Genomic DNA, 14652 nt, shown 5'->3' on the forward strand with positions numbered 1-14652 from the left:
GGAACGACCGCCCGAGGCTGTACGTTGCCTGCATCATGGCCCTGAAAATCGCTTCCCGCTTCCGCCGGCTGCTGCAGCGCCCCGGCTCGATCGATCTCGGCCCGTACGAACGGCTCACCCAGCTGGTCGGCGAGGCGGAGGATTCGGTCCTGTCCCTGACCGACGAAGAGCTCACCGAGGCGGTCGCGGAGCTGCGCACCACCGGCGGGCTGCACGAGGACGAGCAGATCGAGTTCCTCGCGCTGGCCCGGGACGCCGGCCGGCGGACGATCGGCGAGCGGGCGTTCGACGGTCAGGTCGTCGGCGCGCTGGCGATGCTGCAGGGCCGCGTCGTCGAGATGGCGACCGGTGAGGGCAAGACGCTCGCCGGTGCGATCGCCGCTGCGGGGTACGCCGTCGGCGGCCGCAGGGTGCACGTGCTGGCGGTCAACGACTACCTGGCCAAGCGCGACGCCGAGTGGATGGGCCCGGTGTACGAGCTGCTCGGTGTCACCGTGTCGCACGTCGGCCAGGCGTCCACTCCGGACGAGCGCCGCGAGGCGTACCAGGCGGAGGTCTGCTACGTCCCGGTCAGCGAGATCGGTTTCGACGTACTGCGGGACCGCCTGGTGACCGACGTGGCGGACCGGGTCACCGTCGAGGCGGACGTGGCGCTCGTCGACGAGGCGGACTCGGTGCTGATCGACGAGGCCCGGGTTCCGATGGTGCTGGCCGGCGCGACCCGCAACGAGGCCCTGGACGACGACGTGGTCCAGCTGGTCCGGACGTTGCGCGCGGGTGTGGACTTCGAGATCGACGGCGACGGCCGGACGGTCGCGCTGACCGACAAGGGCACCGACAAGGTCGAGGAAGCGCTCGACGGGATCAACCTGTACGACGACGAGAACCTGGACCGCCTGACCCAGATCAACGTCGCATTGCACGCCGAGATGCTGCTGCGCAAGGACGTCGACTACCTGGTGCGTGACGGCAAGGTCAGCCTGATCAACAACAACCGTGGCCGGATCGCGAAGCTGCAGCGCTGGCCCGACGGTCTGCAGGCCGCCGTCGAGGCGAAGGAGGCCGTGCCGGTCAGTGACTCCGGTGAGGTGCTGGACAGCATCACCGTGCAGTCCCTGATCAAGCGGTACAAGACGCTGTGCGGCATGACCGGTACCGCGGTCGTCGTGGGGGAGTCGCTCCAGGAGTTCTACGACGTCGAGGTCGCCGTCGTACCGCCGAACAAGCCGAACATCCGCAAGGACGAGCCCGACCGGCTGTACCTCACGGTCGACCAGAAGAACGAGGCGCTGGTCGAGCACATCGCCGAGGTGCACGAGACCGGGCGGCCGATCCTGATCGGGACGCACAGTGTCGAGGAGTCCGAGCAGCTCAGCGACCAGCTCGAGGCGGCCGGTATCGAGCACGTCGTACTGAACGCGAAGAACGACGCCGAGGAGGCCGCGATCATCGCCGAGGCCGGTGTGCCGGGGACGGTGACCGTGTCGACGCAGATGGCCGGCCGCGGTACCGACATCCGGCTGGGCGGCAGGGACGAGTCGCACGACAAGGACAAGGCGCTCGAGCTCGGCGGCCTCTACGTGATCGGCACCGGCCTGCACGCCTCGCGGCGGCTGGACGACCAGTTGCGCGGTCGCGCCGGCCGGCAGGGTGACCCGGGCGGGTCGCTGTTCTTCGCGTCGCTCGCCGACGAGCTGGTCACGCGGTACTCCGTGTCGTCCGGTCTGCGGCCCCACCCGGACGACACCGGGCGGCTCACCGACCGCAAGTCGATCGGGATGCTCGAGCACGCGCAGCGCGTCGCGGACGGCGCGAACGCCGAGCTGCACCGTACGACGTGGCAGTACAACCGGCTGACCGGGCAGCAGCGGGCGATCCTGCTCGAGACCCGCGAGAAGGTGCTGACCGAGGACCTGGCCGCGACCGAGCTCGCCGAGCGGTCCAAGGAGCGGTACGACGAACTGCTCGACGAGGTCGGCGAGGACGTGGTGAAGAACGCGGCGCGGCGGATCGCGCTGCGGCACCTGGACCGGCGGTGGACCGACCACCTCGCGTACCTGGCCGACCTGCGCGAGGGCATTCACCTGCGCTCGCTGGCGGGCGGCATCGTGCACCTGAAGCCGATCGACGAGTTCAACAAGTCGGCGATCGCGTCGTTCGACACGCTGATCGAGGACGCGTGGAAGGACGCGGCCGAGACCTTCGGATCCGCGGAGATCACCTCCGAAGGGCTGGACGAGGAGGCGAGCGGGATCCCGCGGCCGACGGCGACGTGGACGTACCTGGTCAACGACAACCCGTTCGGCACCGAGGCGGACCGGATCCTCGGCCGGCTCCGGAACGCGATCAAACCCGGCTCGGCCGCCGAGCCGGAGGAGATCCTCGCGGAGGAGTTCGACGAGGACGACCTCCCGGAGGAACTCCGCGACGTTGACGAGGACCTCCCCGAAGAACTCCGGGACGCGGACGACGATGCGGACGACGACGCGGACGACGACGAGGTCGAGAAGAAGAAGGACTGAGACTTTGGTCTAGGGGTGGACAGCCGTCGGCCCGATGCCCGGCGGCGGCTGTTCGGGCGACGCTCGCCGCATGCCCCACAACAACCGATGGCTTCTCGTCGTCGACGTCGGTGTTCCGCTCGCGCTCTTCTACGGGCTGCGGGCGCTCGGCGCGAGTGACCTGACGGCCCTGCTGGTCGGCATCGTCCCGGGCCTGATCAGCTCGGCGGTCTCGCTGGTGCGCACCCGCCGTACGGACCTGATCGGGACGGCGGTCGTGCTGAGCATGGTGGGTAGCGCGGTGGTCGCCGTGCTCGGAGGGGACGCGCGGCTGCTGCTCGTCCGCAACGCGTGGATCAGTCTGCCGTTCGCAGGCATCACCTTGTGGTCGCTGCGGCATCCACGGCCGCTCTGCTACACGGTCACGCTCGCGATGATGCCGCGGCGGGCGCGCGTGATGGAGCAACTGTGGGAGACGAACGCGCGGTTCCGGCACGCCTGGAAGTGGATCACGGTGTGGTGGGGGATCGCGACGATCATCGACGGCATCGTCCGCGTCGTTGTCGCGTACACGTTGCCGATCTCCGTAGTGCCGGCCACAGACCCGGTGATCACGGTCGTGACGATCGTCGTACTCCAGATCCCGACGCTGGTCCTGCTCCGGCGCAGCGGTACGTGGCACCTCGTGTTCGCCCCTCGGCGGCCTACAGTCGGGTGGGTGACCGATGACTACGTTTCGCAGGAACGCATGCGCGAGTTGATCGACAGCGATGAGGCGACGGTCATGCTCGCCGGGGCGGAGGTCGGTCCGACCTGGTACGGCGGGCGCTGGTGGTACGTCCCGGCCGGAGCCGCGGAGGACGCCGGCTACCAGGTCGCGGACCCGGAGCTGTCCGCGCGGTTCGACAAGCTGCGGCGCCGGGCGGAGGCCGTCGAGCGGGTCCAGGCCGAGTTGGACGGCCAGAAATGACGTCGCAGACGCCGAGGACCGCGCCTGCCTACCGTGGCGAGCCCAGCCGTGACGAGCTCGCCGCGGCGCAACAAGTGGTGGACCTGTTCGCCACCGAGGCTCTGCTGGCGCTGGACCGTTTCGAGCGATCGTTCCCGGCTGCGGCCACGGACCGGGAGCGTCGGGTGGCGGACCGGCTCGCGCACTGGTGGAAGAAGCTCGAGTTGGACGACGTACGCCTGGATCCGGCGGGAACCGATGCCGAGCAGATCCTGGGAGCAGCGGCCGACCTGTCGCTCGACCCCGAGAACGATTGGGGGACGAGCCTCGAGGAGGCGTCCGCACAGGCGGTCAACCGGGCCGCGCTGGACGGCCGGACGATGCCGGTCACGACGGTCGCCGACCTGCGGAGGAACTTCGACGAGGCGTACGGCGGCCAGGTGAGCGTGCCGGACCGGGACGACGAATGGCTCGCTCAGTCGCTGACCCGGTTCGCCAGAGCGAGTGTCCTGCGCGACGTGATCGCGGAGGGTGCGCACGTCCGCGTGAGCGAGCCGCTCCGCGAGGCGGCCGACGAGCTGGTTCGGCAGGCGCAGCAGTTGATGGACGACCGCCGGAACCTGGCCCGGAGGCAAGAGGCGCCCATCGGCAAGCGCGAGCTGGTCATGCAGCAGATCAACAGGACGTCTCTGCTGTTCGCGTACAGCACCGGGGTGGGCCTGACCGGCGCCCCGGAGTGGGTCGAGTGGGCCGCGCGGGTACCCGCGGTCGTGATCTACGCCAAGGCGTTCAATGGCGCCTGGCGGGACCACGACCTCGCCGTCGCGACACGCCTCGATCCCGCGCAGGCCCAGCTCCGCTCCGTCCGCGCCGACCTGATCAACAACCTCGACGGGCCCAGCCCGGTGACCCGCCGCGACGCCCGCGCCCTCCGCAACCCCAACCGCCCCACCGGCCCCGGCCGCTGACCCCGGTCGGCCGGTACCCCCCCCGACGCACAACCCTCCAGCTCAGTGGGCATCCCCTCAGTTGGAGGGTTGCCCCCTGGAAAATTGAGGGGGCAACCCTCCAGGTGAGTGGGCAACCTCGACGTGAGCGGGCGACCCGGCCGGAGGGCGTGATTGTCGGTGGGGGTGGTTAGGGTGCTGGGGTGAGTGATGGGTTGTTCGATCTTCCGGGTGCGCCGGCGCCGGCCCGTGGTGGTGGGAGTCTGGCGGACGCGGACCACACCGCGGCGCCGCTGGCGGTGCGGATGCGGCCGCGGAGTCTGGACGAGTTGGTGGGGCAGCAGCATCTGCTGGCGCCCGGCTCGCCGTTGCGGCGGCTGGTGGAGGGCGACCAGCCGATGTCCCTTCTCCTGTGGGGCCCTCCGGGGACCGGGAAGACGACGATCGCGGCCGTTGTCTCGCACCAGACGAACCGGAAGTTCGTCGAGCTGTCCGCGGTGACTGCCGGGGTGAAGGACGTGCGGCAGGTGATCGACGGGGCGCGGCGCGATCTGGCGCGGCCGGGCGGTGCGGTCGAGACCGTACTGTTCATCGACGAGGTGCATCGCTTCACCAAGGCGCAGCAGGACGCGCTGCTGCCCGGCGTCGAGAACCGCTGGGTGACGCTGGTCGCGGCCACCACGGAGAATCCGTTCTTCTCGGTCATCTCACCGCTGCTGTCGCGGAGCCTGCTGCTGACGCTCGAGTCGCTGACCGATGAAGACATCTCCCTGCTGCTCGATCGTGCGCTGGTGGACGAGCGGGGTCTGAACGACGAGTTCGAGCTCGCCGCCGACGCCCGGGATCACCTGTTGCGGATGGCAGGCGGCGATGCTCGCCGCGCACTCACGTACCTGGAAGCCGCCGCCGGCGGTGCCCGCGCCAAACGCGACCAAGCGGTCAAGTACCGGCAAGCCACCGAACCCGAGCCGACTGAGTCGACCGACTCCGCCGAGGCTGAGGCGGTTCGCCGGGCGGTGATTGACCTGGTGACGTTGGAGACGGCGGTCGACCGCGCCGCGGTGCGGTACGACCGGGCCGGTGACCAGCACTACGACGTGGCGTCCGCGTTGATCAAGTCGATCCGGGGCTCGGATGTGGATGCGGCGATGCACTACCTGGCGCGGATGATCGAGGCGGGGGAGGATCCGCGGTTCATCGCGCGGCGGCTGGTGATCTCGGCCAGCGAGGACATCGGAATGGGGGATCCGGCCGCGCTGGGCGTGGCGGTCGCCGCCGCCGAGGCGGTGCAGCTGATCGGGATGCCGGAGGCGCGGATCAACCTCGCGCAGGCGGTGGTGGCGCTCGCGCTGGCGCCGAAGTCCAACGCGGTGATCATGGCGGTCGACGCGGCGATCGCGGACGTGAAGGCGGGCAAGGTCGGCCCGGTCCCGCCGCACCTGCGGGACGCGCACTACGCCGGCGCGAAGAAGATCGGCCACGGCTCGTCGTACCAGTACTCCCACAACGACCCGCGCGGCATCGTCCCCCAGCAGTACGCGCCGGACGTGATCGACGGCACCGACTACTACAACCCCACCCGCCGCGGCGGCGAGGCGGCGTACGCCGACCGGGTCGCCGCCATCCGCAAGATCCTCCGGGACCGCGCATGAGCCGCGTCGCCGAGCACGTCGACGCGTTCAACCACGCGGTCGGCACCGGCGACTGGGACGCGTTCGCCGAGCGGTTCGCCGCGGACGCGTCGATGACGTTCGTGGGCGTCCCGGCCGGCCCGTTCGCAGGGCGGGCGGCGATCGCGACGGCGTACCGGGAGAATCCGCCGTCGGACACGATGAGCCTCGTGGAGGTGCGGGAGTACGACGGGACGGATGTGGCCCGGTTCCGCTGGTCGGGCGGTGGGACCGGGACGATGGAGCTGGAGTGGGCACCGGACGGCGCCGTCCGGGGACTGATCGTGAGGTTCGATCGAAACGTATGAATTGGGTAGGCTGCCAGACGACCTGGGGGTGAAGGGTAACCAGTGAGGCAGTTCCAGCTAGGTCGACATGTCAAGAAGTTCGGAGCGCGGCACAGCCGCCGGCGTCCGCGGATCCTGAAACTGGGCGTTCTCGCGACCGTCGTGGTCGCGGTGGCCGGCGCCTGGTTCTTCGTACCGTCCGGAGCGCGGCACACCGAGATGCCGCAGGCCAATGGTGCGTCCAGTACGCCGGAGCGCGCGGAAGGTCCGTCGAGGTCCAGCGCGCGGCCGTCGCTCCCGGTGGGTAAGCCGATGCAGCCGCTCACGCCTGGGTTCCCATCGGCGACCCAGACCGCGACGGCGCCACCCTGGTCGGCCCCGTCCGAGCGGTCGAGGCCCGCGCCGGATTCGGCGACGCCGTCCACACCGCCGTCACTGCCTGCGTCGCCGAGCGGCCCCACCAGTACGAGCAGCCCGGCGGGTCCGAGCACCAGCCCGGTCCAGCCGACCCCCGGCGCGACCTCGACGACCCCGGCGCAGACGACCCCGGCCCCGACCACACCGGTCCCGACGACCCCGGCACCCACCACCGCGACGCCGACGACGCCGGCTCCGACCACGCCGAGCCCGACCCCGACCCCGACGACGAAACCGCCCAAGCCGAAACCCACGAAGCCGACCCCGCGCCTCGCGCTCCCGAGCCTGCCGCTCCTGACGGTCCCGCTCCCGATCCTCGGCTGAGCAGCGTGCCCGGACCACCGGCCACGCGCGGTGAACCGCCTGCGACGGAAGGGTTACCGAGCGGGTGAGCCGGTTTGGTGAGCGACTGTGATGTGCGGGATGGTGTCCTGGAGCGGAGTGCGGTGACGCCGCGCGATAAGGTCGGGCGGTCCACAAGGTCGCACGAGGTCGCTACGGGAAGGTGGATCGTTTCCATGAGCGTCGGTGAAGTCGCGGGGCTGATAGCCGCCTGCGCGCTGCTCATCCTGGTAGGCCTGCTGGCCTATCCGATCCTGAAGCTCGGCAAGGTGTTCGACGAGACCCGGATCATGGTGAAGGGCGTCTCCGACTCCAGTGTCCCGTTGCTCGGCGAGGTGACGACCACGGTCGCGACCACCAACGCCCAGCTGGCGAAGGTGGACACGATCACCGACAACGCGACCACCGTGACCACCAACGCGGCCGCGCTGATGTCACTGTTCTCGGCCACCGCCGGCGGTCCGCTGGTGAAGGCGGCCGCGTTCACGTACGGCGTCCGCCGGGCACTCGGTGAGCAGCAGCGCAAGGACGTCGCGAAGCGCGTCAAGGACGAGATGAAGGCCGAGCGGAAGGCACGGAAGCGGTGAAGCGGATCTTCTGGCTGATCGTCGGGATCGCCGTCGGCGTGTACGCCGTCACCCGGCTGAAGAAGCGGGCCCAGATCCTCGCTCCGGAGAGTGTCCAGGAGTCCGCGGCCAAACTGGCCGCCGCGGTCCGGCACTTCGGCGACCAGGTCCGCGAGGGCATGGCCGAGCGGGAGACCGAGCTGCGCGACGCGCTGGGCATCGAGAACGCAACCCAGACTGATTCGACACAGCGTGAGGACTACCGGTAACACCCATGGAAACCAGTGAGATCAGGCGGCGGTTCCTGCAGTACTTCGAGGACCGGGGCCACACCGTGGTGCCGAGCGCGCCACTGCCGTCGCCGGACCCGAACCTGCTGTTCAACGTCGCCGGCATGGCCCAGTTCGTGCCGTACTTCGTCGGCCAGCAGACTCCGCCGTACCCGCGCGCCACGAGCGTGCAGAAGTGCGTGCGGACCCTCGACATCGACGAGGTCGGCAAGACCACCCGGCACGGCACGTTCTTCCAGATGAACGGCAACTTCTCCTTCGGCGACTACTTCAAGGAAGACGCCGTCAAGTTCGCCTGGGAGCTGGTCACCAAGCCGCAGAACGAGGGCGGTTACGGCTTCGACGAGTCGGTCCTCTACGCCTCGGTGTACTACGAGGACGACGAGGCGATCGACATCTGGAAGCGGGTCGCCGGGCTGCCCGACGACCGGATCGTCCGGCTCGGCATGAAGGACAACTTCTGGTCGATGGGCATTCCGGGTCCGTGCGGCCCGTGCTCGGAGATCCTGATCGACCGCGGCCCGGAGTTCGGCGCCGACCGGGACTGGGAGGCGGGCGACCGCTACCTGGAGTTCTGGAACCTGGTCTTCATGCAGAACATCCGCGGTGAGGGTGGCGGCAAGGAGGGCTACCCGATCCTCGGCGAGCTGCCGAAGAAGAACATCGACACCGGTCTCGGCCTGGAGCGGGTTGCGTACCTGCTGCAGGGCGTCGACAACATGTACGAGATCGACGAGATCTACCCGGTGATCGAGCGGGCCTCCGACCTGACCGGCCGCAAGTACGGCGCCGAGCACGAGGACGACGTCCGGTTCCGGGTGGTCGCGGACCACGTCCGCAGCGCGCTGATGCTGATCGGCGACGGTGTCACCCCGGGCAACGAGCAGGGCGGGTACGTATTGCGCCGGCTGCTCCGCCGCGCGATCCGCTCGATGCGGCTGCTCGGCTACGAGGACCCGAGCCTGGTCGAGCTGCTCCCGGTGAGCCTCGAGCAGATGAAGAAGTCGTACCCGGAGCTGGAGCCGGACTTCGGCCGGATCAGCCAGGTTGCGTACGCCGAGGAGGACGCGTTCCGCCGTACGCTCACGGCCGGGACGACGATCTTCGACGTGGCGGTGCGCGAGACGAAGGCCGGCGGTGCGCACCAGCTCGAGGGCGCGAAGGCGTTCCAGCTGCACGACACCTACGGGTTCCCGATCGACCTGACCATCGAGATGGCGGCCGAGCAGGGCCTGAACGTCGACACCGAGGGCTTCCGCTCACTGATGAAGGAGCAGCGCGAGCGGGCCAAGGCCGACGCACGCGCGAAGAAGGCCGGTCACGCGGACACCTCGGGCTACCGGGAGCTGCGTGAGAAGGGCGCCACCGAGTTCACCGGGTACTCCGAGCTCGCCACCGACTCGCAGGTCCGCGGGCTGCTCCGCGAGGGTACGGTCGCCGACTTCGCCGAGCAGGGCGAGACCGTCGAGGTCGTGCTGGAGAAGACCCCGTTCTACGCCGAGTCCGGCGGCCAGATCGCCGACGAGGGCCTGATCGTCGGCGACGGCCTGAAGCTGAAGGTGCTCGACGTACAGCGCCCGGTGAAGGGCCTGATCGTGCACCGGGTCGAGGTCCTCGACGGCGTACTGCGTCCCGGGACCGACGTGCACGCCGAGGTCGACCACGAGTGGCGCGTCTCGGCCTGCCAGGCGCACTCCGGCACGCACGTCGTGCACGCCGCGCTGCGTCAGGTGCTCGGCCCGAACGCGCTGCAGAGTGGTTCGTACAACAAGCCCGGCTACCTGCGGCTCGACTTCGCCTGGTCGTCGGCGCTCGACCCGGCCACCCGGTCGGAGATCGAGGAGGTCGCGAACCTCGCCGTACGGCAGGACCTCCCGGTGTCGGCGCAGTACATGTCGCTGCCCGAGGCCCGGGAATGGGGTGCGCTGGCGCTGTTCGGTGAGACGTACGACGAGCAGGTCCGCGTGGTCGAGATCGGTGGACCGTGGTCGCGCGAGCTCTGCGGCGGCACGCACGTGAAGCACTCGTCGCAGGTCGGCGCGCTGACCGTCACGAGCGAGTCGTCGGTCGGTGCGGGTGTTCGCCGGCTCGAGGCGTTCGTCGGCATGGAGGCGCTGCACTACCTCGGCCGCGAGCGGGCGCTGGTCCGGCTGCTCAGCGAGAACCTGAAGGCCCGGCCGGAGGAGCTGCCGGCGAAGGTCGCCGATCTGGCCGAGCGGCTGCGCGCCGCCGAGAAGGAGCTCGAGCGCGTGCGGGCCGCCCAGGTCCTGCAGGCCGCGGCCGAGCTGTCGGCGAACCCGAAGGACGTCTTCGGCGTCCAGTACGTCGGCCACCGCGCGCCCGACGGCGTGAACGGCGGCGACCTGCGCAAGCTGGCCCTGGACGTTCGTGGCCGGATGGCGACCGACAAGCCGGCCGTGGTCGCCGTACTGAGTGTGAACGACGGCAAGCCCGGTGTGGTGGTAGCGCTCAACGACACCGCCCGCGAGTGGCGGCTGAAGGCCGGTGACCTGGTTCGGGTCGCGGCCGAGAAGCTCGGTGGCCGCGGTGGCGGCAAGGACGACGTCGCCCAGGGTGGCGGCACGGACGCGGCCGGTGCCGACGACGCGCTGAGTGCCGTCGAGCACGCGATCGGCCACCAGGTCACCGGCTAGTTTGCGAGTGACTCGATGAGACGTGGCGTGCGGATCGCGCTGGACATCGGAGACGCCCGGATCGGCGTCGCCAGCAGCGATCCGCACGGGATCCTGGCAACACCTGTGACTACTATTCTCCGTGGTCCCGATGATCTGGAGAGGATCGCCGCACTCGCCGCCGAACTGGAGGCGTTCGAGATCGTGGTCGGGCTGCCGCGTTCCCTGTCCGGGGGCGAGGGGCCGGCGGCGGTGAAGATCCGGGAGACGGCGGAGCAGGTGCAGGACAAGGTACGCGCGACGAACACGGGGACGACGGTGCGGCTGGTGGACGAGCGGTTCACCACGGTCACCGCCGAACGGATGTTGCGGGAACGGGGAAAGAAGGGCTCCAAGCGACGGGCCGTGGTCGATCAGGCCGCGGCGGTCGTCATTCTCCAACATGCGCTCGACCTCGAGCGCGAGACCGGCAACCCACCCGGGAGGCCCCTGTGAACGGACCATCGGTGGACGAGGAAACGAACGAGAGCGAGGACCAGCACGACGACCTGGGCAGTGGCCTCGGTCTGCGCCCGGAGTCCCGTTCGGAGCGCCGCGCGAACCGGCGCCGCGCCCGCGGCCGCCGGGCGTTCGGCTGCTTCGCCGGCCTGGTCTCGCTGCTCGTCGTCGGCGCCCTGGTCGCCGGTGCGGTGATCGGCTTCGGCAAGGGTAAGGACGCGCTGGCCGGGGTGTTCTCGGCGCCGGACTACGAGGGACCGGGCACCGGCACGGTGGTCGTCGAGATCACCAAGGGCCAGGCGACCGCCTCGATCGCGGACACCCTGGAGAAGAAGGAAGTCGTGAAGAGCGCCCGCGCGTTCGAGCGGGTGGCCCGCGACGACCCGCGGTCGCTGCAGATCCAGGCGGCCACCTACACGCTCCGCAAGCACATGTCCGCCAAGGCGGCGCTCGACCTGATGCTGAACACGGCCGAGTCCGTCCGGGTGGCGCGGATCAGCGTCCCGGCCGGCAAGACCAAGGCCGAGGTCGCACTGATCCTGCAGGGCTCGAAGCTCAAGCTCCCGGCCGGCGCCGCCGCGAAGGCGCTCGGTAACCCGGCCCAGCTCGGTCTGCCGTCGTACGCGCACGGCAACGCCGAGGGCTTCCTTTTCCCCGGGACGTACGACGTGCCGAAGAACGCGACGGCGTACACGATGCTCAAGCTGATGACGGCCAACTACGCGAAGAACGCCGCCTCGCTGGACCTGGTGAACACCGCCAGCCGGAAGAAGCTGGACCCGTATCAGGCGGTGATCGTGGCCAGCATCGTCGGCGCCGAGACGAACAAGTCCGAGGACTACGCCAAGGTCGCGCGGGTGATCTACAACCGGCTGGCCCGCGGCATGAAGCTGCAGATGGACTCGACGATCCACTACGTGGTCGGCAGGGACGGCGGTGTCTTCACCACCCCGGAGCAGCGCGACAACCCGTCGCCGTACAACACGTACAAGTACAAGGGCCTGCCGCCGACGCCGATCAACTCGCCGACCCGCGACGAGCTGCGCGCCGCGATCAACCCGGCGCAGGGGCAGTGGCTGTACTTCACGCTGATCAACCTGGACACCGGCGAGACCGCGTTCGCGAACACCGCCGAGGAGCACGAGGCCAACGTGAAGAAACTCCAGGCCTGGTGCCAGGCCCACAAAGGCAGGTGCTGATTGACCCGCTGCCTTGTTCTCGGTTCGCCGATTGCGCACTCCTTGTCGCCGGCCATGCACCGGGCCGCGTACGCCGCGCTCGGGCTGGACTGGACGTACGACGCTTATGAGGTGGCGGAGGCCGAGCTCGCCGGCTTCGTGGCGGGTCTCGGACAGGACGTCCGTGGGCTGTCGTTGACGATGCCTCTGAAACGTGTGGCGCTCGACCTGGTCGACACAGTGGACCCGGTCGCGGAGCTGATCGGTGCGGCGAACACGATGTTGTTCGAGCCCGACGGATCCCGGTCCGCCCATAACACCGACGTACCCGGGCTGGTGAATGCGTTCGCGGAGTCCGGCATCACGGCCGCCGAGACGGCGGTGGTGATCGGCGGAGGCGCGACGGCCGCGTCCACCCTGGCGGCGCTCCGGGGCATGCAGGTCACCGAGGTGACGATCGTCGTCCGTGACGTCGCCAAGGCGGAGCGGCTGCGGGATCTCGCGGCGGAGCTCGGACTGCGCACGACGGTCGCGGACTTCTCACAGGTCGAGCAGATCGGCGGTTTCGACCTGTGCGTCTCGACACTGCCCGGTGGCGCGGTCGACCCGTGGGCGGAGCACTTCGCCGGCGTCGCGCCGGTGGTGTTCGACGTCGCGTACCACCCCTGGCCGACCCGGCTCGCGATCGCGGCGCACCGGATCGGTACCGAGCTGTTGAACGGACTTGACCTTCTCGTGCATCAGGCGACCCTCCAGGTCGAGATGATGACGGGGAGGTCGCCGGCTCCTCTGGCGGCCATGCGGACGGCTGCGCGTGAGGAGCTCGGGGATCGTGAGCCTGCTTGACCGTCGTACCCTCCTGATCGCCGGCGGTGCCGCAGCCGCCGCCACGCTCGCCGGCTGCAGCGATGCCAAAGACACCGGCGGTACGCCGAGCCCGTCGCCAACGTCCACGCCGACGGCCACGACCGCTCCGACCAGCACCGGTACGCCGACCAGCAGCACCCCGAGCACGTCGGCCCCCGCCCCGACGTCGACCGCACCGAACTGGAACCGCCTCGCCCGCTCTCTCGAAGGCCTCCTCTACCTGCCCTCCACCTCCGGGTACGCCGCCGCGCACCAGCTCTTCGACCCTCGCTGGGACACCGTCCGCCCGGCCGCCGTGGTGAAGGCAGCCAAACCGTCCGACGTCGAGCAGGCGATCACCTTCGCCCGCGACAACAAACTCGTCCTGGTCCCGAAAAGCGGCGGCCACTCGTACGTCGGCGCGTCGACGATCGCCAACGGCCTGCAACTCGACGTCGGCGGCCTCAAGAGCATGAGCTACGCGAACGGTGTCCTCACCGTCGGCGCCGGGGCCCGGCTGTACGACGTCCACGCGTTCCTCGACCGGTACGGCCGCTCGCTGCCGACCGGGACCTGCCCGACCGTCGGCGTCGCCGGCCTCACCCTCGGCGGCGGGCTGGGAGTCCACACCAGGACCTACGGCCTGACCTGCGACCGCGTCGTGTCGATGGGCGTCGTCACCGCGGACGGAACGTCCCGCACCGTCAGCGCGACCTCGGAGCCCGACCTGTTCTGGGCGCTGCGCGGCAGCGGCGGCGGCAATCTCGGCGTGGTCACGTCGTTCCAGTTCACCACGATCCCGGCGACCGAGCTCGGCTTCTTCCGGCTCACCTGGCCCGAGGCGCAGGCGGCGGCTGTGGTACGCGGCTGGCAGCAGTTCGCGCAGAGCGCGCCGACGACGGTCTGGGCCAACCTCCATATCGACGCCAAGAGCAACGGAACGCTGGTGATCCGCGTGCTCGGCGTGTCCACCACCGGCGACGGAACCGCGGCGGCCGCCCAGCTGGAGTCGCTGGTCGGCGCGAAGGCGTCGGCGCGGACCCTCTCGGTGAAGTCGCATCTGGACGCCGTGAAGTACCTCGGCGGCGGCACGACGAGTCCGCGCCAGGGGTTCCTCGCCGGTTCCGACGTACTCGAGGGGCCGATGGACGCGGCGGCGATCACCGGGCTGCTCGGTGCGGTGAAGGCGGCCGCGCGGGCCGCGACGCCGGCGTCGGCGATCCTCGACCCCCTCGGCGGCCAGGCCGCGATGCAGCCCGCCGGAGGTTCGTCCTGGCCGTGGCGCGGCGCGCTCGCCGTGATCCAGTGGTACTCGTCGGCCCAGACCAAGTCCGCGCAGACCTTCGTCGCGAACGGTCACCGCGCGGTCCGATCGTTCTCCGCGGGCGGCTACGTGAACTACGTCGAGCCCGGCCGCGCGGTCGGTTCGTACTACGGCGCGAGCACGGCGAAGCTGCAGGCGGCGAAGACGAAGTACGACCCGGCGAACTTCTTCCACGCTCCGTACACCCTCGGCTAGCTAGTGTTC

At 70.1% G+C, this 14652-nt stretch carries 13 protein-coding genes; all 13 read left to right on the plus strand.

The features are described from left to right. Positions 1–35 precede the first annotated feature (35 nt). The 13 genes from secA2 to BJY22_RS22205 all read left to right on the plus strand — a co-directional run bounded on the left by secA2 (position 36) and on the right by BJY22_RS22205 (position 14643). Positions 36–2522 carry an accessory Sec system translocase SecA2 gene (secA2, locus tag BJY22_RS22145; RefSeq protein WP_167209699.1) on the plus strand — a complete coding sequence of 829 codons (2487 nt, stop codon included), beginning with the start codon at positions 36–38 and terminating at the stop codon, positions 2520–2522. Positions 2523–2592: 70 nt separating this feature from the next. After that, positions 2593–3471 (plus strand): VC0807 family protein, encoded by an 879-nt coding sequence (locus tag BJY22_RS22150; protein ID WP_167209700.1) that lies wholly within the window; start codon positions 2593–2595, stop codon positions 3469–3471. After that, the gene (locus tag BJY22_RS22155; RefSeq protein ID WP_167209702.1) at positions 3468–4418 is read left to right on the plus strand and encodes a hypothetical protein; all 951 of its coding nucleotides are present in this window, start codon (positions 3468–3470) and stop codon (positions 4416–4418) included. The genes BJY22_RS22150 and BJY22_RS22155 overlap by 4 nt, the downstream gene beginning before the upstream one ends. Positions 4419–4600: 182 nt before the next feature. Next, a complete protein-coding gene (locus BJY22_RS22160; RefSeq protein ID WP_337758864.1) occupies positions 4601–6049 on the plus strand; it encodes a replication-associated recombination protein A in 1449 nt (482 codons plus the stop codon). Continuing rightward, positions 6046–6375, plus strand: coding sequence for a nuclear transport factor 2 family protein (locus tag BJY22_RS22165; protein WP_167209705.1), 330 nt, complete (start codon positions 6046–6048; stop codon positions 6373–6375). The genes BJY22_RS22160 and BJY22_RS22165 overlap by 4 nt, the downstream gene beginning before the upstream one ends. 42 nt (positions 6376–6417) lie before the next feature. Continuing rightward, a complete protein-coding gene (locus BJY22_RS41125; RefSeq protein ID WP_202891214.1) occupies positions 6418–7095 on the plus strand; it encodes a hypothetical protein in 678 nt (225 codons plus the stop codon). 194 nt (positions 7096–7289) lie between these two features. After that, entirely contained in the window at positions 7290–7700 is a 411-nt protein-coding gene (locus BJY22_RS22175) for a DUF948 domain-containing protein (RefSeq protein WP_167209706.1), read from the plus strand. Next, on the plus strand, positions 7697–7948 hold the full coding sequence (locus BJY22_RS22180; protein WP_167209708.1) for a DUF6167 family protein: 252 nt from the start codon (positions 7697–7699) through the stop codon (positions 7946–7948). Before BJY22_RS22175 ends, BJY22_RS22180 begins: the two co-directional genes overlap by 4 nt. Positions 7949–7953: 5 nt before the next feature. Continuing rightward, the gene (alaS, locus tag BJY22_RS22185; protein ID WP_167209710.1) at positions 7954–10623 is read left to right on the plus strand and encodes an alanine--tRNA ligase; all 2670 of its coding nucleotides are present in this window, start codon (positions 7954–7956) and stop codon (positions 10621–10623) included. 15 nt (positions 10624–10638) lie between these two features. Further along, positions 10639–11097, plus strand: coding sequence for a Holliday junction resolvase RuvX (gene ruvX / locus BJY22_RS22190; RefSeq protein ID WP_167209712.1), 459 nt, complete (start codon positions 10639–10641; stop codon positions 11095–11097). Continuing rightward, positions 11094–12299 (plus strand): endolytic transglycosylase MltG, encoded by a 1206-nt coding sequence (gene mltG / locus BJY22_RS22195; protein WP_337758865.1) that lies wholly within the window; start codon positions 11094–11096, stop codon positions 12297–12299. The genes ruvX and mltG overlap by 4 nt, the downstream gene beginning before the upstream one ends. Continuing rightward, positions 12300–13124, plus strand: coding sequence for a shikimate dehydrogenase (locus BJY22_RS22200; protein ID WP_167209714.1), 825 nt, complete (start codon positions 12300–12302; stop codon positions 13122–13124). After that, the gene (locus BJY22_RS22205) at positions 13111–14643 is read left to right on the plus strand and encodes an FAD-binding protein (RefSeq protein WP_167209716.1); all 1533 of its coding nucleotides are present in this window, start codon (positions 13111–13113) and stop codon (positions 14641–14643) included. Before BJY22_RS22200 ends, BJY22_RS22205 begins: the two co-directional genes overlap by 14 nt. Positions 14644–14652 lie beyond the last annotated feature (9 nt).

This window comes from Kribbella shirazensis, from assembly GCF_011761605.1.
GTDB classification, from domain to species: domain Bacteria; phylum Actinomycetota; class Actinomycetes; order Propionibacteriales; family Kribbellaceae; genus Kribbella; species Kribbella shirazensis.

Bases quoted from the DNA above. Each gene is read 5' to 3' on its own strand.
- secA2 (WP_167209699.1), top strand. From the start codon at position 36: ATGGCCCTGAAAATCGCTTCCCGCTTCCGCCGGCTGCTGCAGCGCCCC.
- BJY22_RS22155 (WP_167209702.1), top strand. From the start codon at position 3,468: ATGACGTCGCAGACGCCGAGGACCGCGCCTGCCTACCGTGGCGAGCCC.
- ruvX (WP_167209712.1), top strand. From the start codon at position 10,639: ATGAGACGTGGCGTGCGGATCGCGCTGGACATCGGAGACGCCCGGATC.
- alaS (WP_167209710.1), top strand. From the start codon at position 7,954: ATGGAAACCAGTGAGATCAGGCGGCGGTTCCTGCAGTACTTCGAGGAC.
- BJY22_RS22150 (WP_167209700.1), top strand. From the start codon at position 2,593: ATGCCCCACAACAACCGATGGCTTCTCGTCGTCGACGTCGGTGTTCCG.
- BJY22_RS22165 (WP_167209705.1), top strand. From the start codon at position 6,046: ATGAGCCGCGTCGCCGAGCACGTCGACGCGTTCAACCACGCGGTCGGC.
- BJY22_RS22175 (WP_167209706.1), top strand. From the start codon at position 7,290: ATGAGCGTCGGTGAAGTCGCGGGGCTGATAGCCGCCTGCGCGCTGCTC.